The organism is Aeromonas sp. s12 (genome assembly GCF_040907925.1).
GTDB lineage: Bacteria > Pseudomonadota > Gammaproteobacteria > Enterobacterales > Aeromonadaceae > Aeromonas > Aeromonas veronii.
In genome coordinates this window covers 80,929-101,251 of sequence record NZ_JBFOCT010000013.1, presented here as the reverse complement: position 1 = coordinate 101,251, position 20,323 = coordinate 80,929, and the positions used below count along the sequence as shown (strand labels likewise).

Annotated in this window: 23 protein-coding genes; all 23 read right to left on the bottom strand. The window is 55.8% G+C overall.

Annotated elements, in window-relative coordinates:
* Nucleotides 1–2: 2 nt before the first annotated feature.
* The 23 genes from AB5Y67_RS05890 to fliN all read right to left on the bottom strand — a co-directional run bounded on the left by AB5Y67_RS05890 (nucleotide 3) and on the right by fliN (nucleotide 20,315).
* Nucleotides 3–743: a heme ABC transporter permease gene (locus tag AB5Y67_RS05890; RefSeq protein WP_021229891.1), complete on the bottom strand. Its 741-nt coding sequence runs from the start codon at nucleotides 741–743 to the stop codon at nucleotides 3–5.
* 170 nt (nucleotides 744–913) lie between these two features.
* Nucleotides 914–1,582 carry a heme exporter protein CcmB gene (ccmB, locus tag AB5Y67_RS05885; protein ID WP_005353658.1) on the bottom strand — a complete coding sequence of 223 codons (669 nt, stop codon included), beginning with the start codon at nucleotides 1,580–1,582 and terminating at the stop codon, nucleotides 914–916.
* Nucleotides 1,583–1,586: 4 nt separating this feature from the next.
* The gene (gene ccmA, locus AB5Y67_RS05880; protein WP_005362034.1) at nucleotides 1,587–2,231 is read right to left on the bottom strand and encodes a cytochrome c biogenesis heme-transporting ATPase CcmA; all 645 of its coding nucleotides are present in this window, start codon (nucleotides 2,229–2,231) and stop codon (nucleotides 1,587–1,589) included.
* Between the two features lie 198 nt (nucleotides 2,232–2,429).
* Nucleotides 2,430–2,807: a DUF2802 domain-containing protein gene (locus tag AB5Y67_RS05875; protein WP_064341019.1), complete on the bottom strand. Its 378-nt coding sequence runs from the start codon at nucleotides 2,805–2,807 to the stop codon at nucleotides 2,430–2,432.
* 28 nt (nucleotides 2,808–2,835) lie between these two features.
* Entirely contained in the window at nucleotides 2,836–3,324 is a 489-nt protein-coding gene (locus tag AB5Y67_RS05870) for a chemotaxis protein CheW (RefSeq protein WP_005298836.1), read from the bottom strand.
* 69 nt (nucleotides 3,325–3,393) lie between these two features.
* Nucleotides 3,394–4,266 carry a chemotaxis protein CheW gene (locus tag AB5Y67_RS05865; protein ID WP_064340927.1) on the bottom strand — a complete coding sequence of 291 codons (873 nt, stop codon included), beginning with the start codon at nucleotides 4,264–4,266 and terminating at the stop codon, nucleotides 3,394–3,396.
* The gene (locus AB5Y67_RS05860; protein WP_005353663.1) at nucleotides 4,263–5,057 is read right to left on the bottom strand and encodes a ParA family protein; all 795 of its coding nucleotides are present in this window, start codon (nucleotides 5,055–5,057) and stop codon (nucleotides 4,263–4,265) included. The genes AB5Y67_RS05865 and AB5Y67_RS05860 overlap by 4 nt, the downstream gene beginning before the upstream one ends.
* A gap of 4 nt (nucleotides 5,058–5,061) precedes the next feature.
* A complete protein-coding gene (locus AB5Y67_RS05855) occupies nucleotides 5,062–5,982 on the bottom strand; it encodes a flagellar motor protein MotB (protein ID WP_064340926.1) in 921 nt (306 codons plus the stop codon).
* Between the two features lie 2 nt (nucleotides 5,983–5,984).
* The gene (locus AB5Y67_RS05850) at nucleotides 5,985–6,722 is read right to left on the bottom strand and encodes a flagellar motor protein (RefSeq protein ID WP_064340925.1); all 738 of its coding nucleotides are present in this window, start codon (nucleotides 6,720–6,722) and stop codon (nucleotides 5,985–5,987) included.
* A gap of 2 nt (nucleotides 6,723–6,724) precedes the next feature.
* Complete coding sequence (locus tag AB5Y67_RS05845) at nucleotides 6,725–7,840, bottom strand: chemotaxis response regulator protein-glutamate methylesterase (RefSeq protein ID WP_150389466.1); 1,116 nt, start codon at nucleotides 7,838–7,840, stop codon at nucleotides 6,725–6,727.
* A 32-nt stretch (nucleotides 7,841–7,872) separates the two neighbouring features.
* A complete protein-coding gene (locus tag AB5Y67_RS05840; protein ID WP_368207580.1) occupies nucleotides 7,873–10,074 on the bottom strand; it encodes a chemotaxis protein CheA in 2,202 nt (733 codons plus the stop codon).
* 11 nt (nucleotides 10,075–10,085) lie between these two features.
* Entirely contained in the window at nucleotides 10,086–10,826 is a 741-nt protein-coding gene (locus AB5Y67_RS05835) for a protein phosphatase CheZ (protein WP_005353668.1), read from the bottom strand.
* 12 nt (nucleotides 10,827–10,838) lie between these two features.
* The gene (cheY, locus tag AB5Y67_RS05830) at nucleotides 10,839–11,222 is read right to left on the bottom strand and encodes a chemotaxis response regulator CheY (protein ID WP_013723552.1); all 384 of its coding nucleotides are present in this window, start codon (nucleotides 11,220–11,222) and stop codon (nucleotides 10,839–10,841) included.
* 111 nt (nucleotides 11,223–11,333) lie between these two features.
* The gene (locus AB5Y67_RS05825) at nucleotides 11,334–12,053 is read right to left on the bottom strand and encodes an RNA polymerase sigma factor FliA (RefSeq protein ID WP_064340922.1); all 720 of its coding nucleotides are present in this window, start codon (nucleotides 12,051–12,053) and stop codon (nucleotides 11,334–11,336) included.
* Nucleotides 12,046–12,921: a MinD/ParA family protein gene (locus AB5Y67_RS05820; protein WP_013723550.1), complete on the bottom strand. Its 876-nt coding sequence runs from the start codon at nucleotides 12,919–12,921 to the stop codon at nucleotides 12,046–12,048. The genes AB5Y67_RS05825 and AB5Y67_RS05820 overlap by 8 nt, the downstream gene beginning before the upstream one ends.
* Nucleotide 12,922: 1 nt before the next feature.
* A complete protein-coding gene (gene flhF, locus AB5Y67_RS05815; RefSeq protein WP_199428357.1) occupies nucleotides 12,923–14,347 on the bottom strand; it encodes a flagellar biosynthesis protein FlhF in 1,425 nt (474 codons plus the stop codon).
* A 16-nt stretch (nucleotides 14,348–14,363) separates the two neighbouring features.
* Nucleotides 14,364–16,466: a flagellar biosynthesis protein FlhA gene (gene flhA / locus AB5Y67_RS05810; RefSeq protein WP_167556838.1), complete on the bottom strand. Its 2,103-nt coding sequence runs from the start codon at nucleotides 16,464–16,466 to the stop codon at nucleotides 14,364–14,366.
* Between the two features lie 107 nt (nucleotides 16,467–16,573).
* Nucleotides 16,574–17,704, bottom strand: coding sequence for a flagellar biosynthesis protein FlhB (flhB, locus tag AB5Y67_RS05805; RefSeq protein ID WP_150996454.1), 1,131 nt, complete (start codon nucleotides 17,702–17,704; stop codon nucleotides 16,574–16,576).
* Nucleotides 17,697–18,494: a flagellar biosynthetic protein FliR gene (fliR, locus tag AB5Y67_RS05800; protein WP_005353677.1), complete on the bottom strand. Its 798-nt coding sequence runs from the start codon at nucleotides 18,492–18,494 to the stop codon at nucleotides 17,697–17,699. Before fliR ends, flhB begins: the two co-directional genes overlap by 8 nt.
* Complete coding sequence (gene fliQ / locus AB5Y67_RS05795; protein ID WP_042082491.1) at nucleotides 18,491–18,760, bottom strand: flagellar biosynthesis protein FliQ; 270 nt, start codon at nucleotides 18,758–18,760, stop codon at nucleotides 18,491–18,493. The genes fliR and fliQ overlap by 4 nt, the downstream gene beginning before the upstream one ends.
* Before the next feature lie 25 nt (nucleotides 18,761–18,785).
* Nucleotides 18,786–19,559 carry a flagellar type III secretion system pore protein FliP gene (gene fliP, locus AB5Y67_RS05790; RefSeq protein WP_123172598.1) on the bottom strand — a complete coding sequence of 258 codons (774 nt, stop codon included), beginning with the start codon at nucleotides 19,557–19,559 and terminating at the stop codon, nucleotides 18,786–18,788.
* The gene (gene fliO, locus AB5Y67_RS05785) at nucleotides 19,546–19,926 is read right to left on the bottom strand and encodes a flagellar biosynthetic protein FliO (protein ID WP_199428356.1); all 381 of its coding nucleotides are present in this window, start codon (nucleotides 19,924–19,926) and stop codon (nucleotides 19,546–19,548) included. Before fliO ends, fliP begins: the two co-directional genes overlap by 14 nt.
* On the bottom strand, nucleotides 19,923–20,315 hold the full coding sequence (gene fliN / locus AB5Y67_RS05780) for a flagellar motor switch protein FliN (RefSeq protein WP_005298791.1): 393 nt from the start codon (nucleotides 20,313–20,315) through the stop codon (nucleotides 19,923–19,925). The genes fliO and fliN overlap by 4 nt, the downstream gene beginning before the upstream one ends.
* Between the last annotated feature and the right edge of the window lie 8 nt (nucleotides 20,316–20,323).

Here is a 20,323-nt window from a genome sequence, read left to right as displayed (position 1 = left end):
GCTTACTTCTCCTGCTCTGCAATCTCTTTGACCCAGGGGCGATGCCACTCCCGCATCAGGAGTTCATTACGAAAACGCATCAGGGTCAGGGCCCCGAGAAACGCGGCAAACGCCAGGATCATGATCAACAGCGGCCAGAGCATCTCGGGTGAAATGGAGGGTTTGTCAAATTTGGTGATGGTAGCCCCCTGATGCAAGGTGTTCCACCACTCCACCGAGTAGTGAATGATGGGCAGGTTGATCACCCCAACCAGTGCCAGAATGCCGGCCGCACGGCCAGCGACCACCTTGTCGCTGAAGGCGTTGTAGAGAGCAATCACGCCGAGGTAGAGAAACAGCAGGATCAGTTCAGAGGTGAGCCGCGCATCCCAGACCCACCAGGTTCCCCACATCGGCTTGCCCCAGGCGGCACCGGTAAAGAGGGCAATAAAGGTAAATACGGCGCCGACCGGCGCAATGGCTGCAACCGTCATGTCCGCCATCCGCAATTGCCACACCAGGCCGATAAAGGCGGCCACCGCCATGGTGGAGTAGGCTCCCATGGAGAGAATGGCGGAAGGCACGTGGATATAGATGATCCGGAACGAATCTCCCTGCTGGTAATCCGCTGGCGCAAACGCGAGGCCCCAGACAGTACCGATCACAAACGAGAGCAGACTAATCACCACAAACCAGGGCAACAGCGTGCCTGCCAGCTGATAGGCACGCTCCGGTTTGGCATAAGGGTGCAACCATTTCCACATAGCTCACAAAACCTTTTTGTTATTAATCGTTTGGCGAGGCCTACCATACCGACCGCAGGGCAGCATCAAATACCCCGAAAGCAATAAGCGGCACTCTCCTTGATCCATCGCAACATTATTTTTTGCAGAAAGACCCCATTCGGAGCCAAATTCGGTTCAACTCACAGCCATCAGTTGAGACTGACCCGCAACGCCGCCGACACAGCCAGCGGCGTCAGTGTCAAAGCCCCCACCAGCATGGCGGCCAGAATGGCAAGCTGCCCGCCATAGGGCAAGCTCATCCCCGCGGCATCGATGGCTGAGGTGGCAAAAATCAGTACCGGAATATAGAGCGGCAGGATCAGCAGACTGAGCAGCACCCCGCCTTTGCGCAATCCCACCGTCAACGCGACCCCGACCGCGCCGAGCAGGCTCAATACAGGAGTGCCCAGTGCCAGCGTCGCGACGACGGCTAGATAGGTGTTCATATCCAGCGACAGCAAAATCGCCAGCAAGGGAGAGATAAGCAGCAGCGGCAAGCCGGTCAGCAGCCAGTGAGCAACCACTTTCGCCAGCGCCAGCAAGCCCAGCGGGTGCGGCATCAGCATCATCTGCTCCAGCGCGCCATCGGCAAAGTCGTCGCGAAACAGTCGCTCCAGCGACAGCATGGCCGCCAATAGCGCCGCCACCCAGATGATCCCCGGGGCAATACGGGCCAGCAGTTTGGGCTCCGGGCCAATCCCTAACGGAAACAAGGTGATGACGATGAGGAAAAACCAGAGCGGATTGAGAATATCGGAACGCTGGCGCAGAGCCATCAGCAGTTCACGGTGAATAAGGTGCATAACAGCGCGCAACATGGCGTTACTCCTGCAATGTCGATGCGAAGGGGGTCAACGAGATAGTCTTCAGCCGTCCCTGCATCAGGGTCAGATCCTGATGAGTGGTGAGGATCACCATGCCACCCCGCTCGGCGTGGGCCAGAAAGAGCTGCTCGAGCACCTTGACCCCTTGCTTGTCGATGGCGGTAAAGGGTTCATCGAGGATCCAGAGTGCCGGTTTCTGTGACAGCCAGAGTCTGGCCAGAGCCACCCGGCGTTGCTGGCCGGCAGAGAGTTGCCCGGTCGGGTTCTCTTCAAACCCCGCCAGCCCTACCCGGGCCAATATCTGCCACAAGTCGATCTCTGTTTGCTGCGGGTGATGTAACTGCTGGTAGAACTTCAGGTTTTCAAAAGGGGTCAGCGCCGCTTTGACACCTGGCTGGTGACCGAGATAGAGCAGATTGGCATGATACTCATCGCGACAGTGACGAATATTCTCCCCATTCCAGCACACCTCACCGGCAAACGGCTGCGACAGCCCGGTCAACAACCGCAACAGGCTGGTCTTGCCGACCCCGTTGGGCCCTTCAATTTGCACCAGATCGCCGGGCGCAACAGAGAAAGAGAGATGTTCAAACAGAGTGCGATCTTCGCGCACGCAGCTCAGATTGTTAACTTGAAGCAGCATGGGGATTTTTTCAGAGAAAATGAAGCGGTCTGCATCTTAACACAGTATTGGAATACGTCTTTTCAAAGATGCAACAATTGAACTGACTGGGGACCGGGATCACAAAGAAAATGCGGTAGAAACCATCCGCTCAACGCAGCCGGGGGGCAAGCGGCTGCACGCCATAAAATTCAGGAAGGCAATTGCCTTCCTGAATCATCAAGAGCGACCTTTTCGCAACGATATCAAGAGCTCTGCCTCTGCCTTTGGCAACTCGCACTCACTCATGACTTCATCAAGATCGGCGCCCAGTTCGACCATCTTTGCCGCTCGGCTGTAGAGCCTGCGTTCGGGATCCTGCATGGTCAGCTCTTGCTGGCGCTCATTGACCTGCTGCATCGTCCCTTCCACCGACTGCAGACGCTGCCCCATGCCAATAGCGCCAGTATGGAGTTCCATCATCTGCTTGCGCAAGCTTTCCAACTGACCTTGCAGGGTTGCCACACTGGCCTCGGACTCCTGCTTGCTGCGCTTGCTCTTGAACCAAATATAAGAGGCAAACGCCAAGGCAATCAGGGACATCCCCAAGGCAACCATCTCGATTATCAAAACATCACCTTACTTATCAGAGGGAACCGATATCTTCCCACTCTTCATCGGAGAGCAGCTTGTTCAAGTCAACCAGGATCAGCAGTTGCCCATCACGGTTGCTCACCCCCTGAATAAACTTGGCGCTCTCTTCAGTACCGACCGCAGGTGCTGCATCGATTTCGGAAGAGCGCAGATAAACCACTTCCGCCACGCTGTCGACCATGATGCCAATCACCTGCTTCTCGGCCTCGATGATCACGATCCTGGAGTTTTCACTCACATCACCAGAAGGCAGACCGAAACGGGAACGGGTATCGATAACAGTCACCACATTGCCACGCAGGTTGATGATCCCCAGCACGTACTCAGGCGCACCCGGCACCGGTGCAATTTCGGTGTAGCGCAACACCTCCTGAACCTGCATCACATTGATGCCGTAGGTTTCGTTTTCCAGTTGGAAGGTTACCCATTGCAGCACTTCATCTTCGGCCAGATTCTGTGCAATATTGCGCTTTTCTGTCATGTTTTTATTCCTTTTATGAAAACGTCTACTGCTAAAACTAGCAATAAAACAGCTCGATTGCAGAAGTTATCAGCGACCTTCTATGTTAACCCCACGCTCCAGCAACAGGAGCAATTCGCGGACGTGTAACAGGGCACACATTTTTTCTTTAACCATGCCCGCCAACCAGGGGCGCTTGCCCTCCTGATGGCGCCATTTCACCTGGTCACGGTGTAACAATTCAGTCCCTTTGAGATGGTGGCAGGCTAATCCCCACGGCGATTCACCAAGCATAATCAGATACTTGTAATCATCCATCTCGAGATGCTGACCCGGCATGACCCACTGGGCAGTATCGACCACATTCATCTTCTGCTCGCGAGAGGTCATGATCCCCTTGTACCAGCCCGGCTGGCCAAACAGGGAGGTGATCTCGCCCAGCTGATGAATACCACCCAGCTCGGTCAACGGGACCGCAAACGTCACACCCGCGACTTCAAAGAAAAGGGCCTGAAACTCTTTGCCGGTATCGATATTTTCCCAGGCGACCGGTTCACTGGCCTCTCCCGGAGCAACCTCCAGCGCTGTCTCGGTCAGGATAGTAGTATGGGGCTCCGCAACCTCGGGGAGCAGCACCTCCGCAGGCCACTCAGGCTCCACCGGCAACAGTGACTCCTCCGCCACAATCTCCAGCGGTGCGGTGAGTGTTATCTCCTGGGTGAAGGCGTCATTCTCAAACTGGACTTGTCCCACCTGAGCCAATAGCTCACCGAGCTGGGCAAGCCGTGGATCGCTTTCGAGGTAAGGTGAGGCGACTACCTCGGGGACGCTTTGGGGCTGACGTTGCAACTGCAAAACAGGGGCAGATTGAACCTCTTCCACCTCATCCAGCACCAGTGGCTCATCGAGCAGTAGGGAGTGGAAATAGTCATCCATCGCCCGTACTTGAATGGTATCTCTCATGCCGTCACCTCATGAACCCGTTGCCGCTCAAGAGCATCAAGATGGTTGAGCAGCGTTTCATATGCATAGGTTCCACGACTCCCAGGAGAATAGATAGACGGGGGGATATGCAGCAAGCTGGCATCCCGAAACTTGGTATCAATAGGGATCACCGCATTCCACACTGAATCTCCATATTGATCCTTGATCGACTTCAAGGTCATCAGAGAGGCACGGGTGCGCTTGTCGAACATGGTCGGGATCACGGTATAGCGGAACTTGTCACGCTTGGAACGCTGCATGATCTCGAATGTTTTCATCATCCGCTCCAACCCCTTGAGGGCCAGAAATTCGGTCTGGACAGGCACCAGAATGCGATCGCAGGCAGCCAACGCGTTGACCATCATCACCCCCAGCACTGGCGGGCAATCGATCAGCACGTAATCGTATTGCTCCTGAATTCGCAGCAGTGCCCGCTTCAGTACCAGCCCCATCCCCTCACGATTTCCCATCACCCGATCAAGGGTCGCCAAGGTAATAGATGCTGGCAGTAAGTTGATATTTTCGAACTTGGTCTTGAGCGTCAGTTTATTGACAAGCTCGGCTGTCGGTTTGACAGCTTGAAACAACTCATAGAGGGTTCCATCCAGGCGATCTGAATCAAAATCAAGATATGCAGTCAGCGAAGCATGGGGGTCGGTATCAATCAACAGCACCCGCTGGCCACGCTGGGCCAGGATCCCCGCAAGCGAGACCACTGTGGTGGTTTTACCCACACCACCTTTCTGGTTGGCAACCGTCCAAACAATCACTGTATCAATCCTGCCTTGTTGTTATGCGTATGCCACCACCGGGCAAGGTGATCACCTTTATCTCTCCTGCATCCACCGCCTGTTGTACAGCAGGAACCGGTTCAGCAACTACCGTAGGCGTTGCAACCACAGGTGCTGGCGGCACCCAGGCAAACTTGGAGATAGCGACCACAACCTTGCGATTCTGCAGTCTGCCCTGCTCGCTGCCGTTGTCAGCAAAGGGGGAAAACTCGCCATATGCCTCGAACGCCAGACGCTGGGGGGCGATCCCATCTGCAATCAAACCATTGAGTACCGCTTCGGCCCGAGCAGCAGAAAGCGCCCAGTTAGAACGATAAATTTCATTATTTATCTGTTGGTTATCGGTATAACCCCGAACCCTTACATAGTTATCGACCGGTTTGAGAATACTTGAAAGAGTATTAATGACCGGTGCAGCGTTTGGTCCCAAAAAAGCACTACCGCTGCCAAACAACAACCCGGAACTAAGTTCTATCGTCAGCCAATTCTCATCTTGCGTCAGTTTGACGATACCGGCATCCACCAGCGAGCCCATGCTCTGTTGCAACTGCATATCGAGTTTTGCAAGTGTCGCGCCATCTTGCAGCACTGGCACACCAGAAATAGGAGCAAGTGAAGGAGAGGGGGATGCTGGGCTTTCCAGCAATGATGGAGAGGCAGATACCGGGTTATCCAGCAGGGAATTACCCTGCCCTTCAAGCAAGCCATTGCCGCCAGACTGCATGACACTGAACGCCTGGCTCATACCATCAATCACCGCGCGATACTTGTCCTTATTCACCAGTGCAACAGAGTAGAGCACCACAAACAAGGCAAAGATCAGCGTCATATAATCGGCATAGGAGACCAGCCAGCGGTCAAGATGCTCGCGACCCTGCAAGTGCAACCGATAGCGCTTGCGCATGGCTACTCTCCTTTCAAATAGGCCCTGAGTCGGCGTTCAACCTGCAAGCCGTTTTCACCATGGGCAATAGCCAGCAGCCCTTCCAGGGTCATCTCCTGAAAGAGTGCATAGTGATAGTGAAATGCGCGTAGCCGGTTGGCGATAGGCAGGTAGATGAGGTTGGCAAACCCCACTCCATAGATGGTTGCCACAAATGCCACTGCGATACCCGCCCCCAGTGCTGAGGGGTCTTCGAGATGAAACATGGCCTGGATCAGGCCCAGCACGGCACCGATGATCCCGATGGTCGGACTGTACCCCCCCATGGCTTCAAATACCCTGGCGGCATGTTCATTGCGCTCCTGTTCGATATCGATGTCCGCTTCCAGCAGCATACGGATATCCTCTGTGGATACCCCATCGACAATCATGCCAAGCCCTTGACGGGTAAAGTTGTCCTCCTCCTGCTCGGCCTGATTTTCAAGGGCAAGCAGCCCTTGCTGGCGCGCAAAGACTGCCCATGACTGCAACCGTTCGGCCTGCGTCGCAAGATCTTGGCGGGGAGGGATAAAAATCCATAACAGCTGGCGCAACGCCAGCAAGATGTACTTGGCTGGAGTCTGCAACGTGACGGCGCCGACGGTACCACCCAGCACGATCAAAAAAGCGGGGCCGTCCACCAGCGTCAACAGGGAGCCGCCATGCCACAGTTGGGCAATGGCAATAGCCCCCAATGCCAGGAGCAGACCGAGCAAGCCCATGATTAGCGCCCCAACTCAACCAGAATACGCTGGGCCACCTTGTCCAGAGGGAGTGATTCGCTGGCAATCCCCGCTTTGGCTACTGCTTGGGGCATACCATATACCACGCAGGAAGCCTCATCCTGAGCCCAGATGGTTGATCCCTGCTCTTTCAGCAGTCTGGCGCCATCACGGCCATCTGCGCCCATACCGGTCAGCACAATCGCCAATACCTTGTCGGCATAGGTCTTGGCCGCAGAGGCAAAGGTAATATCCACACAAGGCTTGTAATTGACCTTGTCGTTGCCATCCACGATGCGAATGCGAGCCCCTGCACCACGACCTTCCAGCAGCATCTGTTTGCCACCGGGAGCAAGGTAGGCATGTCCTGGTTTAAGCACATCGCCATCTTCCGCTTCCTTGACGCCAATCTGGCATAACCCGTTGAGACGGGCAGCAAAGGCGGCGGTAAAAGTGGCTGGCATATGCTGGATAAGCAGGATTGGATGGGGAAAATCCCCCGGCAACTTGGTCAGCACATTTTGCAAAGCAACAGGTCCGCCGGTAGAAGTACCGATCGCCACCAACTGATAACTCTTGCCACTGCGCTTGAATGAAGCGTTTGGCACAGTACGTTGCAGGTCAGGCTGACGATCTGAAGTTCTGGGCACAGTGCTGCCCAGAGGAGCACGAGCAACCGGTTCAGGTGCTTTGGGGCGAGCAGCGGATGTCATCAGGAAGCGCTTGCGGGAGATCTCCTTTACCCGCTGTTGCAACAGTCTGACCGCTTCATCTTTGTCTCTGGCAATGTCCTCAAACTTCTTGGGCAAGAAGTCGAGGGCACCGGCGTCCAGCGCATCAAGCGTAGCCTTGGCCCCTTCATGGGTCAGGGAGGAGAACATCAGAATGGGGGTTGGGCACTTGGCCATGATCTCCCGCACCGCACTGATGCCATCCATCACGGGCATTTCGATGTCCATGGTGATCACATCAGGGCGCAGCGACATCGCCTTGTCCACCGCTTCACGTCCATTCTGGGCCGTATCAATCACCGTCAGCATGGGATCCTGATTGATGATCTCGCTCACCCGACGGCGAAAGAAGCTCGAATCGTCGACAACTAATACCTTGACTGCCATTGTTGTTTTTCTAACTCCTTGGGCCTGAGCTATTAATGTCTACGCGCATATGCTTTGAGCAGACTCGGCACATCCAAAATAAGAGCGATTCCGCCATCACTGGTAATCGTCGCACCGGCCATGCCAGGGGTGCCTTGCAGCAGGTTATCAAGTGGCTTGATCACCACCTCTTCCTGACCAATCAAGCTGTCTACCACAAACCCGATTTGCTGAGTGCCAATCTGCACGATCACCACATGTCCGGTATCCTGACGTGAACGCTTGTTGGCGCCACGAATCAACCACTTGTGCAGATAGAAGAGCGGTATCGCCTTCTCGCGCACAATGATGGTGAGCTGGCCATCAACCATGTTGGCCTTTTTCAGATCCAGATGGAAAATCTCGTTCACACAACCAAGGGGAAGTGCGAAGGTCTGCTCACCCACTTCCACCATCAGAGTTGGCAGAATGGCCAGCGTCAACGGAACCTTGATTTCGAGACGGGTACCTTTCCCCCAAGTGGAATCGATATGCACCGACCCATTGAGGCTGACAATGCTAGTTTTAACCACATCCATTCCGACACCACGGCCAGAGATATCGGAGATCTCGGCCTTGGTTGAAAAGCCCGGGGCAAAGATCAGGTTATAGGCATCGTTGTCGCTCATGCGAGCGGCAGTATCTGCATCCAGAACACCGCGACTGATAGCGATGGACTTGAGTTTCTCAGGATCCATCCCTGCTCCATCATCCTCGATGCAAAGCAGGATATGATCGCCTTGCTGGGAGGCGCTAAGGGTGATCGTCCCTTGCCGCGGTTTGCCCGCTTTCTCACGAACATCCGGCATTTCGACCCCGTGATCGCATGAGTTGCGAACGAGGTGAACCAGAGGATCGGCGAGCGCCTCTACCAGGTTTTTATCCAGATCTGTCTCTTCCCCCACCATCACCAGCTCAATCTCTTTCTTGAGGGTTCTGGCCAGATCACGCACCACGCGCGGGAAACGACCAAATACCTTCTTGATTGGCTGCATGCGGGTTTTCATCACCGCACCTTGCAGGTCAGCCGTTACCACATCCAGATTGGCAACCGCCTTTGACATCTCTTCATCATTGCTGGCAATACCCAAGCTCACCAGCCGGTTACGAACCAGTACCAACTCGCCTACCATGTTCATGATGACATCGAGAGTCTTGGTATCCACCCGCACCGTCGTATCGCTTTGCACGGCACTGTTTTCTACTGGCGCAGGCGCCGCCTTGGCGGCAGGCGCTGGTGCTTTGGCTGCTTCGGCAGGTTTTGCGGGAGCAGCCGGTGCAGGTTTGGCTACAGGAGTGGCCGGTTTGGGCGGAGTCACCGCAGCAGGTGCGGCAGGTGCGGCAGGTGCGGCAGGTGCGGCAGGTGCGGCAGGTGCCAGAGTACTCTGAGGCCCTTGGCCACGGCCATGCAATTCATCAAGCAGACGCTCAAACTCATCATCATCGATAAGCTCGTCCACCTCTTTTTGCACCGACTTCAGAGGATTCACCTCTGGTGCCCCCATGTGCTGTCCCTGGCCATGGAGCTGGTCCAGCAAGGCCTCAAACTCATCATCGGTGATATCGCCAGAGCCACCCGCTATCGGGGCTGCTGCAGCCGTCTTGGTCGGAGCCCCACCCACGCCGTGAAGCTCGTCCAGCAGACGTTCAAATTCGTCTGCAGAAATTTCATCGATCGAGCCGCCGCCATTGACAGGAGCAGGCTCGCTGCTGATGGCTGCGGGTTCAACAACTTCTGGAGCAACTTCTTCAACAACTGCCGGTGCTGCAGGTTCAGATTCTACAACCGCAGCCGCACTGGTTGCAGTACGCAGTTGCTCTTCCCCTTCTGGCTTGCACAACTCGTGGAGGTCATGAAGCAAATCATCTGACGCAGGGCTGGGTGCTTCGCGATTTTGAACTTGGGCAAACATGACATTGATGGCATCCAGCGCTTGCAGGATCACATCCATCAGCTCCGCAGTAACGGTTCGCTTGCCATTACGCAAGATATCGAACACGTTTTCCGCACCATGGCATACATCAACCAGTTCACCGAGCGACAGAAAACCTGCCCCCCCTTTCACGGTATGGAAACCGCGAAAGATGGCATTCAACAGGTTCTTGTCATCGGGCCGCTTTTCCAAGTCGACCAGTTGTTCAGACAACTGTTCCAATATTTCGGATGCTTCGACCAGAAAGTCTTGCAGTATGTCTTCATCAACTTCGAAGGCCATGCGTCACTCCATTAGAATCCCAAGCTAGACAGCAGATCGTCCACATCATCCTGACCATTGACCACATCGGCACGAGCCTCGGGGTTCATGATAGGGCCCTCTGCTTCAATCCCGTTGACAGGAATACTACGAGTTGAATGCTCAGCAGAAGCCTCACCAAACATGGTCAGCATTTCTATTAATTTTGTTTCAACTTCCTGAACAAGCTTGATGACCTTGCGGATCATCTGACCTGTCAAATCCTGAAAATCTTGTGCCATCAGGATTTCTGTCAGCAGTTGCCGTAATTTATCGGCATCAGACTCTGAAGCCTTAATAAAATCATCAAGTTGGTGACATAAGGATTTGAACTGCCCCACGCTCATGTCACGAGACATCAGGGCATTCCAGTTCGGCATCACCAGCTGGATATTGTCATTCAGGCGATCCGCTATCGGCAAACTGGCTTCCACCGCATCCATTGTGCGATTGGCCGCTTTGTCGGTCATATCGATAACGTAGCTCAAGCGCTCCCGAGCATCGGGAATATCATGAGTAGCCAAATCGGGAATACGGGGATCAAGGCGAAATTCTTGAAGTGAATCATGCAGTTGTCGGGTCAGCTGACCTACTTTTTCAAACAGATCGGCTGCGTTGGGGGCACATACTTCGGCAAGCAGTTCATCGGCCAGCTCAAATTCGCCTTGCTCCAGATGAGCAACAAGCATCCTTGCCTGGTCGAGCGAAATCATTGCTCTCGTTTTGGCCATCATCCCTGCAGCTCCTTAGCCAATTCGTTCGAAAATTTTGTCGAGTTTTTCTTTGAGCGTTGCTGCGGTGAAGGGCTTGACGATGTAACCGTTGACGCCAGCTTGGGCGGCTTCAATGATCTGCTCACGTTTGGCTTCAGCGGTTACCATCAGTACCGGCAGATGCTTGAGCTTCTCATCGACACGGATGGCTTTAAGCAGGTCAATACCTTGCATGCCAGGCATGTTCCAGTCGGTAACTACAAACTGAAAATCACCATTTTTCAGCATCGGCAGCGCTGTATTGCCGTCATCCGCCTCATGGGTATTGTTGAATCCCAAGTCGCGCAGCAAGTTCTTGATAATCCGGCGCATCGTTGAAAAATCGTCAACAATGAGGATTTTCATGTTCTTGTCCAAAATTCCCTCCTAAATAGCCACCAGAGTGGCTCACTTACATGATGCTAAAAACGGGTTGTGTCGTGCGGATTATGCCTTAGAGTTTCATCTCAGTGTAGCCAGTACAAACACTTATAGATGCCAATCTCTCAAACGAGCACGCAATCTGTGCATTGCCTGACTGTGGATCTGGCTCACACGCGACTCGCTGACATTCAAAACCTCGCCAATTTCACGCAAATTCAGCTCTTCATCGTAGTAAAGAGAGAGAACCAAAGCTTCTCTCTCTGGTAGACGACCAATTTGCTCGGATAATTGAATCTGAAATCGCTCGGCAGCCAATTCATCGAATCCCGAGCCTGAAGGGGCATCATCGGGGTTGCCGATCACATCCTCGCTGACCCCCAAATCTTCGATGCCGATAATTTTGCCGCAGGAGACGTCTTGCAGCATCGCATGGTAATCAGCGATGGAGACCCCCATCTCGGCAGCAACTTCGTTATCTCGCGCGTCACGACCGTGCGTCTGCTCGACATTCTCGATCGCTTCTGCAATAGCCCGACTGTTGCGATGCACAGAGCGGGGTACCCAGTCACCACGCCGGATCTCATCCAGCATGGCGCCTCGGATGCGGATCCCGGCATACGTCTCGAAGCTGGCCCCCTTGCTACCGTCAAAATTGCGGGAGGCTTCAAGCAGCCCAATCATACCTGCCTGGATCAGGTCATCCAGCAAGACACTGCTGGGCAGGCGAGCCAACAAATGCTGGGCAATTCGCTTGACCAGGGGAGCATGACGCTCCACCAGCACATAGGAATCCTGATGACGCAAGTACGCTTGGGCTTTATTCACGGGAACCTTCCTGTGTTGTGGCCGGTTTCTGCAACAAATTTTCCAGGAAAAACTCCAGATGGCCGCCCGGCTGGTTGGGAACCGGCCAGCTCGCCGCCTTGTTGGCAAGGGCTCGGAACGCCAGTGCGGCCGGCGACTTGGGAAACGCCTCGACAATCAGCTTCTGCTTGCGCACGGCGGCACGCAGGTTGGTGTCATAAGGTACACAGGCGACCAGCTCCAGCGAAGTGTCGAGGAAACGATCCGTGACCCGGGTCAGTTTGGCAAAGAGCTCCTGCCCTTCGCGCAGACTGCGCACCATATTGGCCACCACCTTGAAACGAAACACGCCGTGATCCTTGGAGAGGATCTTGATGAGGGCGTAGGCATCGGTGATGGAGGTCGGCTCATCACAGACCACCACCATGATGTCTTGAGCTGCTCGGGTGAAGCTCAGCACCATGTCGGAGATCCCCGCAGCCGTATCCACCAGCAGGATGTCGACCTGGGTCTTCATTTCGCTGAAGGCACGGATAAGTTCGGCATGCTGCACCGGAGAAAGCTCGACCATGGACTGGGTGCCTGAGGTCGCAGGCACGATCATCATGCCGTAGGGGCCTTCGACGATGATATCGTCGATGGTGCACTCACCCGCCAGCACGTGAGAGAGGTTGCGATGAACCCGCAGCCCCAACATGACGTCGACGTTGGCCAGACCCAGGTCGGCATCCAGCACCATCACCCGCTTGCCTTGGGCGGCCATGGCTCCGGCCACGTTCAGGGTCACGTTGGTCTTGCCCACGCCACCTTTACCACCGGAAACGGCGATTACTTTTACTCGATTGTTTTGACGCATTTTGCGCAGACCACTCGCCTGATCCATATACATGTTACTCATAAAACTCCGAATCTTCGGCCTCGCCAAAGCCTGCGCCCCAGAAATAGGGCTCCTCTGTTTCTCGCTCCAGCGAGCCCATGGCAGCCCCGACGAGCTGCGCCGCATTGGCAACCTGAATATCTTCCGGAACCCTTTGTCCGTCAGTGATATAGCTGATGGGCAATGAATTCTGGATACACACGTTAATCACTTCGCCCAGATTCAGACTTTCATCCAATTTGGTAAGTATGCAGCCGCTAAGCGGAATACGCCGGAAATGGTCGACCGCCTCCTGCATCACCCGACGCTGGGAGGTGGCCGACATCACCAGATAACTGCGGATCCGCACCTTGGCATTCTTGACCAAGGTATCGAGCTGCTCGGTCAGGCGGATATCCCGCTGGCCAACCCCTGCCGTATCGATCAATACCAACCTGCGATGGCGGAACTGATAAAGCGCGCTGGCCAGCTCTTCGGCATCACGCACCTGACGAACCGGACACCCCATGATGCGACCATATGTCTGCAGCTGTTCATGGGCACCAATCCGGTAGTTGTCGGTGGTGATCAGCGCCACCTGCTCGGCGCCATACTTCATGGCGAAACGGGCAGCCAGCTTGGCGATGGTAGTGGTTTTGCCCACCCCGGTCGGGCCAAGCAGTGCAACCGCGCCGCCCTGACGCATGATCTCGTCCTCACTGATCTTGAGCTGGGCCGTCAGCACTTCGGCCAACTGGGCCATCGCCTGATGGATGGACATATCTTCGGGGATCAGTCCCGCCAGTTGATCGGCAAAGGCATCATCAAAGCCGAGCTTCTTGAGCTCCTTGATCAACAGGGCCCGCATCGGTTCGCGGCGCTCCACCTCTTGCCACATCAGCCCGGAGATCTGGTGCTCCAGCAATTTGCGGATGCTGGCCATCTCCTTGCGCATCCCTTCCATCTCCTGATCCCGCTGGGCAGGTTGAGGAGCACGCTGGCCGGAAGCAACCCGGACCTTGGGTTTGGCAGGCTCCGGAGCGGCGCCCCACTGCCCCTGCTCGGCCAATGTTCTGGGCGCTGCATTGGCAGCGGCCAGACCGGCAGATTGGGTATTGCCCATTGGCGCCCCATTGCCCGGCTTGAGCTTCTGCTGGCGCGCCAGCAAGGCGGCCAGGGTATCGGCATAATGTTCGTTCTGCTCCTTCGCCGGCGACGGCTCGGGGCGGATCATCTGCCGTGCAGCAGACGAAATATTGACGCTCTCATCGTTCAGCTGACGGCGAACCGGCGCATCTTTAGGCCCCGGAACCTGGGATTGATAATCGACTGCGGCGACTATCTCTACCCCTCCGGTGACCTTCTTGTTGGACATGATGACAGCGTCAGGCCCGAGAGTCTCCTTGACCTCGGCCAGAGCCGTTCGCATATCCTTGGCAAAAAACCGCTTAATCTTCACCCGTCGTCTCCGCTAACTAGTTCTGCCCTACCGCACTGACGATGCGGATCTGCTTGTCGTCGGGCACTTCCTGATAAGACAGAACGCGCAATCCAGGAATGGCATTCTTGACAAATTTCGCCAGGGTATTGCGCAAGATCCCCGATGTCAGAAGCACGGCCGGTTGGCCTTCCAATTCTTGTCGTTGAGTGGCTTCCACCAGCGAGCGCTGCATCCGCTCTGCCAGACCCGGCTCAATACCGGCACCATCACCGCCACCTGCCTGCAGGGATTGATGCAATATACGTTCCAATTCCGGCGCCAAGGTAATCACCGGCAGCTCGGGATCGGGGCCTGCAATCTCCTGCACAATCAGGCGACGCAGGGCAATCCGGCAAGCGGCCGTGAGCACTTCCGGATCCGGACTGCGCGGCGCGTATTCAACCAGGGTCTGCAGGATAGTGCGCATATCGCGGATTGGCACGCCTTCATTGAGCAAATTCTGCAATACCTTCACAAGGTTACCCATGCTGATCACTTCCGGCACCAACCCTTCGACCAGCTTGCTCTGATGTTTGCCAATCATGTCGAGCAGTTGTTGTACCTCGTCATGACCCAGCAGCAGAGCCGCATGATTGGTCAGAATCTGGCTCAGATGGGTAGCCACCACGGTCGCGGTATCCACCACCGTATACCCCAGCGTCTGTGCCTGAGAGACCATCTCCTTGGCAACCCAGACCGCTTCCAGTCCGAAGGCGGGATCCCGGGTGGCTATCCCCTGGATCTGGCCGAACACCTGCCCCGGATTGATGGCCATCTCCTTATCATGGTAGACATTGGCCTCGCCGGTACTGACCCCCATCAAGGTGATGCGGTATTGGTTTGGCGCCAGCTCCAGGTTGTCGCGAATGTGGACGGCCGGGACCAGAAAGCCAAGCTCTTGCGAGAGTTTCTTGCGCACCCCTTTGATCCGGTTGAGCAGTTCGCCACCCTGATTGCGATCCACCAGCGGGATCAGCTGATAACCCACTTCCAGCCCGATGATGTCCACCGGCATCACATCGTCCCAGCTCAGCTCTTTCTGTTCATGAGGCTGCTCGGCTGTGGCAGGCAACAGCTCACCCTTGGCCGCTTTGGCGGCCGCCAGTTTCTCGCGGCGCAGCAACCACCAGGCGCCAGCGGCGGCAAGAGCCCCCAGACTCAGGAAGGCGAAATGGGGCATCCCCGGCACCAGTCCCATCATCAGCAGAATACCGGCGGAGATGATCAGGGCTTTGGGATTGTCAAACAGCTGACCCAGCACCGCGGTTCCCATGTCCTGATCGGTATTCTGACGGGTCACTATGATGGCGGCGGCGATGGAGAGCAGCAGGGAGGGGATCTGCGCCACCAGACCGTCACCGATGGCCAACAGGGTATAGATCTCGGCCGATTCGCTGAAGGTCAGCTGGTGCTGCATCATCCCGATGATGAAGCCGCCGATGATGTTGATAAAGAGGATCATGATGCCCGCAATGGCATCCCCTTTGACGAATTTGGAGGCACCATCCATGGAGCCGTAGAAGTCGGCTTCCTGGGTCACATCCTGGCGACGCTTCTTCGCCTCTTCCTGATTGATGAGGCCGGCGTTCAAATCGGCATCGATGGCCATCTGTTTGCCTGGCATCGCATCAAGGGTAAAACGGGCACTCACTTCCGCGATCCGCCCGGCACCCTTGGTAATGACCACAAAGTTGATGATCATCAGGATGGTGAAAACGATGATGCCGACCGCATAGTTGCCGCCGATCACCACGTTACCGAACGCCTCGATCACATGGCCGGCCGCCGCACTACCATTATGACCTTCCAGCAACACCACCCGGGTCGAGGCAACGTTCAACGCCAACCGCAGCAAGGTAGCGAGCAGCAGTACGGTCGGGAAGGCGGCAAATTCGAGGGGACGGCGGGTATAAACGGATACCAGCAGCACCACGATGGAGAGGGCAATGTTAAAGGAGAAGAGCACATCCAGCATCAGCGGCGGGATGGGCAACACCACCATGCCGAGCGCGGCCAATACCAGCAGAGGGGTGCCAAGGCCTTTGCCCAATACTCCTCGGTACTCTTTGAACTGGCCCAATACTGCCTTGAATTCCATCGCGCTTCTCAATTTCAACCTGCTGGTGCCAGATTAAAGCAAACATCAAGCCAACAATACAAGACATTGAAATACAATGGATTTATTTTGACTACGTCAGAACTTTGTCATTTGCGATATTCGGTCGGAATGGGCAGATCTTTAGCCAGCGGTTGGGGACGGCGCCCCTGACCACGACGGAATTTCTTGAGCTGGAAGACATAGGCGAGCACCTGGGCAACCGCCGCAAACAGCCCTTCCGGGATCTCGTGGCCCAGCTCGGTTGAATGGTAAATAGCCCGGGTCAAAGCCGGTGACGGCATGATGGGGATCTCGTACTCTCTGGCGATCTCCCTGATCTTCATTGCAATTTCATCGGTGCCCTTGGCCACGACCTTGGGCGCGGCACCGGGTTTGCCCGCATCATACTTGAGCGCTACCGAGTAGTGGGTCGGGTTGGTGATCACCACATCGGCCTTGGGTACATCCCCCATCATCCGGCGCATCGCCATCTGCATCTGCAACTGACGGATCTTGCCCTTTACCTCGGGCTTGCCTTCGCTGTCCTTGAACTCGTCCTTGACCTCCTGTTTGGTCATCTTGAGCTGACGCATGTGATTCCACTGCTGGAACGGCACGTCGATGGCAACGATGGGAAGCAGGGCGCAGCAGAGGATGATCAACATCCAGAGAAACAGCTCCAGCGCATCGATAATGCCGCCGGGAAATCCCTCCATGGAGAGGTTGAGCAGGTGATTGAACTGGCTGGATAACATCCACCAGGCAAACAGGGTGATGAACACCACCTTGGCGATGGATTTGACCAGCTCAATCAGCGACTGCACCCCGAACATTCGCTTGAGGCCGCTGAGCGGACTCAGCTTGCTCATCTTGGGCATCATGGCTTCGGTGGAGAAGTTCATCCCCCCCATCAGGGTGTTGCCGATAAAAGCGGCAATCGCCACCAGTGCAAACAAGAGTCCCAGCGGAAGAACCAGTTCCCCCAGCAGCGCCGGCAGCATGGCGATCATGGCATTGGGATCGAAAGCCTGCTCCCTGTCCAGAGTAAAGCCCATGGTGACAACCTTGATCATGGCCGTCGCCAGCGAGCCCTTGAGCATCAGCAGGCCAAAAACCGCCGAGAGCAACACGCTGGCGGTCCCCAGCTCTTTTGAACGTGCAATCTGCCCTTTTTCACGGGCCTGTTGCAGTCGTTTGCCCGTGGGTTGTTCGGTACGTTCCTGGTCGGTATCAGCCATGAGCGCCCCCGAAACACTGGGTGTTGATCAGCTCGCAGCTGACCTCCTGCACCCGCTCCCACATGATGTCGAAGTGACCGAGGAACCCGCCGATAGTTAGCCAGAGGATCAGCAGACCCGACATCATGCTGACCGCAAAACCGATACTGAAAATGTTGAGTTGCGGCGCCGCCCGGGTCATGACACCAAAGGCGAAGTTGATTAAGAGCAAGGCGACGATGGCTGAGAGCGACATCACCAAAGCAGCCTGATACATCACACCCAGAAACGCACTCAGGGTTTTCATGGACGAAACCGAAAGGCCGTGCTCGGAGACAGGCAGTGTCTCGAAACTAAGAATGACCAGCCGCAGCATCACCAGATGACCATCCAGCGCCAGAAACACCAGGGTCGCCAGCATCAGATAAAACTGACCCACCACGGGGGCAGACTGGCCATTCATCGGGTCCACCAGGGTGGCAAAACCCAGACTGGTCTGCATAGCGATGACCTGACCGGCCATCACGAAGCTCTCCATCAGAAACTGGGTCATCAGGCCGAGGGCAATTCCGATCAGCAGTTGCTGGCCCAATACCAGAAAACTGCCGGCAGAGAAGAGTTCAATGGGGGGCATTTTCGGGAGCAGCGGGGCAATCAGAAAGGTGATGGCCAAAGCCAGCCCCATCCGTACCCGCGCAGGAGCGAGGCGGCTGCCGAACACCGCCATCACCATCAGCAGACTGCTCACCCGCGCCAGCGGCCAGAGGATGGAAGACAACCACTCCATGATCAGAGCGGTTGTGTAGGTCATCCCACCACCTCGGGGATTTGATTGACCATCAGTATGAAGAAGTCCATCAGACTCTGCATTCCCCAGTGAGCACCAATTCCCAGGGCCAGCAGGGTCACGATAAGACGAGGCAGAAAGCTCAGGGTCTGTTCGTTGATGGAGGTGGCCGCCTGAAAAATGGCTACCACCAGGCCGATAGCGAGGCTGGGCAGGATCACGGCGCACACCATGATGGTCACCAGCCAGAGCGCCTCACGAAAGACGTCGACAAAGGTTTCAGGACTCATGTTCGGGCTCCTTGCGCTCGACCGGCTAACCGGCACCCAGTCCGAAACTGTTGGCCAGCGACCCCAGAATGAGGTTCCAGCCATCCACCATCACAAACAGCATCAGCTTGAAAGGCAGCGATACAATCATCGGCGAGAGCATCATCATCCCCATCGCCATCAGAATACTGGCGACCACCAGATCGATGACCAGAAATGGCAAGAACAGCATAAAACCAATCTGGAAGGCGGTTTTCAGCTCGCTGGTGACAAACGCCGGGATCAGCACTCGTAGCGGCACATCGGCAGGTTTCTCCACCTGCACGTTGGCGATCTCCATAAAGGTGTTGAGATCCTTGATGCGGGTCTGGGCCAGCATGAACTGATGGATGGGCAACTCGGCCCGCTCCAGCGCATCCTTTGCCTGAATTGTCTCGGCCAGATAGGGCTGCAACGCCTCATCATTGATGCGATCCAGCACCGGCGACATGATGAAGAACGACATGAACAGGGCGATGCCGATCAACACCTGGTTGGAAGGACTCTGTTGCAGACCGATCGCCTGGCGCAAGATACCCAACACCACAATGATGCGGGTAAACGAGGTCATCATGATCACCATGGCCGGCAAGAAGGAGAGCGCGGTCATCAGCGCCAGCACTTGCAGGGTCAGGCTGTACTCCTGAGAGCCATCCCCCATGGTCTTGACGGTCACCGCCGACATGGCGTCTTGTGCCAGCGCAGGCCAGGAGCAAAACAGTGGTATCAGCAGGCTGACCAGCAGCCCCGTATTCAGCCATAAGCCGTTAGCTTTTTTCATGCTTGCCCATCAATTTGCCAAGCTGCTGGGAAAACGCCTGCGGCTGGTTTTCATCCAGCGGCTCCTCCAGCCGGTAGAGAAAGTTGACCTGCTGCGGTGTTACGCCGACCAGCAGTTGCTGTTCGCCCACCTTGACCACCAGCAGCTTCTCTTTGTAACCCACCGGCAACGAGGCGATGACCCGCATCTGGCCGCCCCCCATGGCGGTCGCCAGCTTGCTCTTCTTGAGCAGAAAGCCCAGCACCAGAATGAGACCAATCACCATCAGACTGGAGAGCAACCAGGAGCTCAGACTAGGCTCGTTGGCAGATGCCGCTGTCTCGGCAAAGGCCGGAACAGGCAGCAATAACAACAGGAGGCGCATCATTTGAGCTTCTTGATCCGTTCAATCTGGCTGATGACGTCAGTCAGGCGGATACCGAACTTGTCGTTCACCACCACCACCTCGCCATGAGCGATCAGGGTACCGTTGACCAATACATCCAGCGGCTCGCCTGCAACCCGATCCAGCTCCACCACCGAGCCCTGGTTCAGCTGCAACAGGTTGCGGATACTGATCTGGCTGCGGCCCACCTCCATGGCGATAGTGACCGGAATATCGAGAATGGTGTCGAGCTTGCGACGCTCCTCGGCACTGATGGGGGCATCATCTTTCAACTCTTCCAGCGGGGCTGGCTTGGCTTCCGCCGTCACCTGCTCCTCCAGAGCCGCAGCCCAGGCATCAGCCATCAGATCCTCTTCCTCAGTTCCGCTCATCTTGTTTC

Coding starts and splice junctions, on each gene's coding strand:
- AB5Y67_RS05835 (WP_005353668.1), bottom strand. CDS start 10,826: ATGATGGCCAAAACGAGAGCAATGATTTCGCTCGACCAGGCAAGGATG.
- AB5Y67_RS05875 (WP_064341019.1), bottom strand. CDS start 2,807: ATGGTTGCCTTGGGGATGTCCCTGATTGCCTTGGCGTTTGCCTCTTAT.
- AB5Y67_RS05840 (WP_368207580.1), bottom strand. CDS start 10,074: ATGGCCTTCGAAGTTGATGAAGACATACTGCAAGACTTTCTGGTCGAA.
- flhA (WP_167556838.1), bottom strand. CDS start 16,466: ATGGAATTCAAGGCAGTATTGGGCCAGTTCAAAGAGTACCGAGGAGTA.
- AB5Y67_RS05870 (WP_005298836.1), bottom strand. CDS start 3,324: ATGACAGAAAAGCGCAATATTGCACAGAATCTGGCCGAAGATGAAGTG.
- fliO (WP_199428356.1), bottom strand. CDS start 19,926: ATGATGCGCCTCCTGTTGTTATTGCTGCCTGTTCCGGCCTTTGCCGAG.
- AB5Y67_RS05855 (WP_064340926.1), bottom strand. CDS start 5,982: ATGCGCAAGCGCTATCGGTTGCACTTGCAGGGTCGCGAGCATCTTGAC.
- fliP (WP_123172598.1), bottom strand. CDS start 19,559: ATGAAAAAAGCTAACGGCTTATGGCTGAATACGGGGCTGCTGGTCAGC.
- AB5Y67_RS05850 (WP_064340925.1), bottom strand. CDS start 6,722: ATGGGCTTGCTCGGTCTGCTCCTGGCATTGGGGGCTATTGCCATTGCC.
- AB5Y67_RS05820 (WP_013723550.1), bottom strand. CDS start 12,921: ATGTATATGGATCAGGCGAGTGGTCTGCGCAAAATGCGTCAAAACAAT.
- fliR (WP_005353677.1), bottom strand. CDS start 18,494: ATGACCTACACAACCGCTCTGATCATGGAGTGGTTGTCTTCCATCCTC.
- AB5Y67_RS05890 (WP_021229891.1), bottom strand. CDS start 743: ATGTGGAAATGGTTGCACCCTTATGCCAAACCGGAGCGTGCCTATCAG.
- fliN (WP_005298791.1), bottom strand. CDS start 20,315: ATGAGCGGAACTGAGGAAGAGGATCTGATGGCTGATGCCTGGGCTGCG.
- ccmB (WP_005353658.1), bottom strand. CDS start 1,582: ATGTTGCGCGCTGTTATGCACCTTATTCACCGTGAACTGCTGATGGCT.
- flhB (WP_150996454.1), bottom strand. CDS start 17,704: ATGGCTGATACCGACCAGGAACGTACCGAACAACCCACGGGCAAACGA.
- AB5Y67_RS05865 (WP_064340927.1), bottom strand. CDS start 4,266: ATGAGAGATACCATTCAAGTACGGGCGATGGATGACTATTTCCACTCC.
- fliQ (WP_042082491.1), bottom strand. CDS start 18,760: ATGAGTCCTGAAACCTTTGTCGACGTCTTTCGTGAGGCGCTCTGGCTG.
- ccmA (WP_005362034.1), bottom strand. CDS start 2,231: ATGCTGCTTCAAGTTAACAATCTGAGCTGCGTGCGCGAAGATCGCACT.
- AB5Y67_RS05845 (WP_150389466.1), bottom strand. CDS start 7,840: ATGGCAGTCAAGGTATTAGTTGTCGACGATTCGAGCTTCTTTCGCCGT.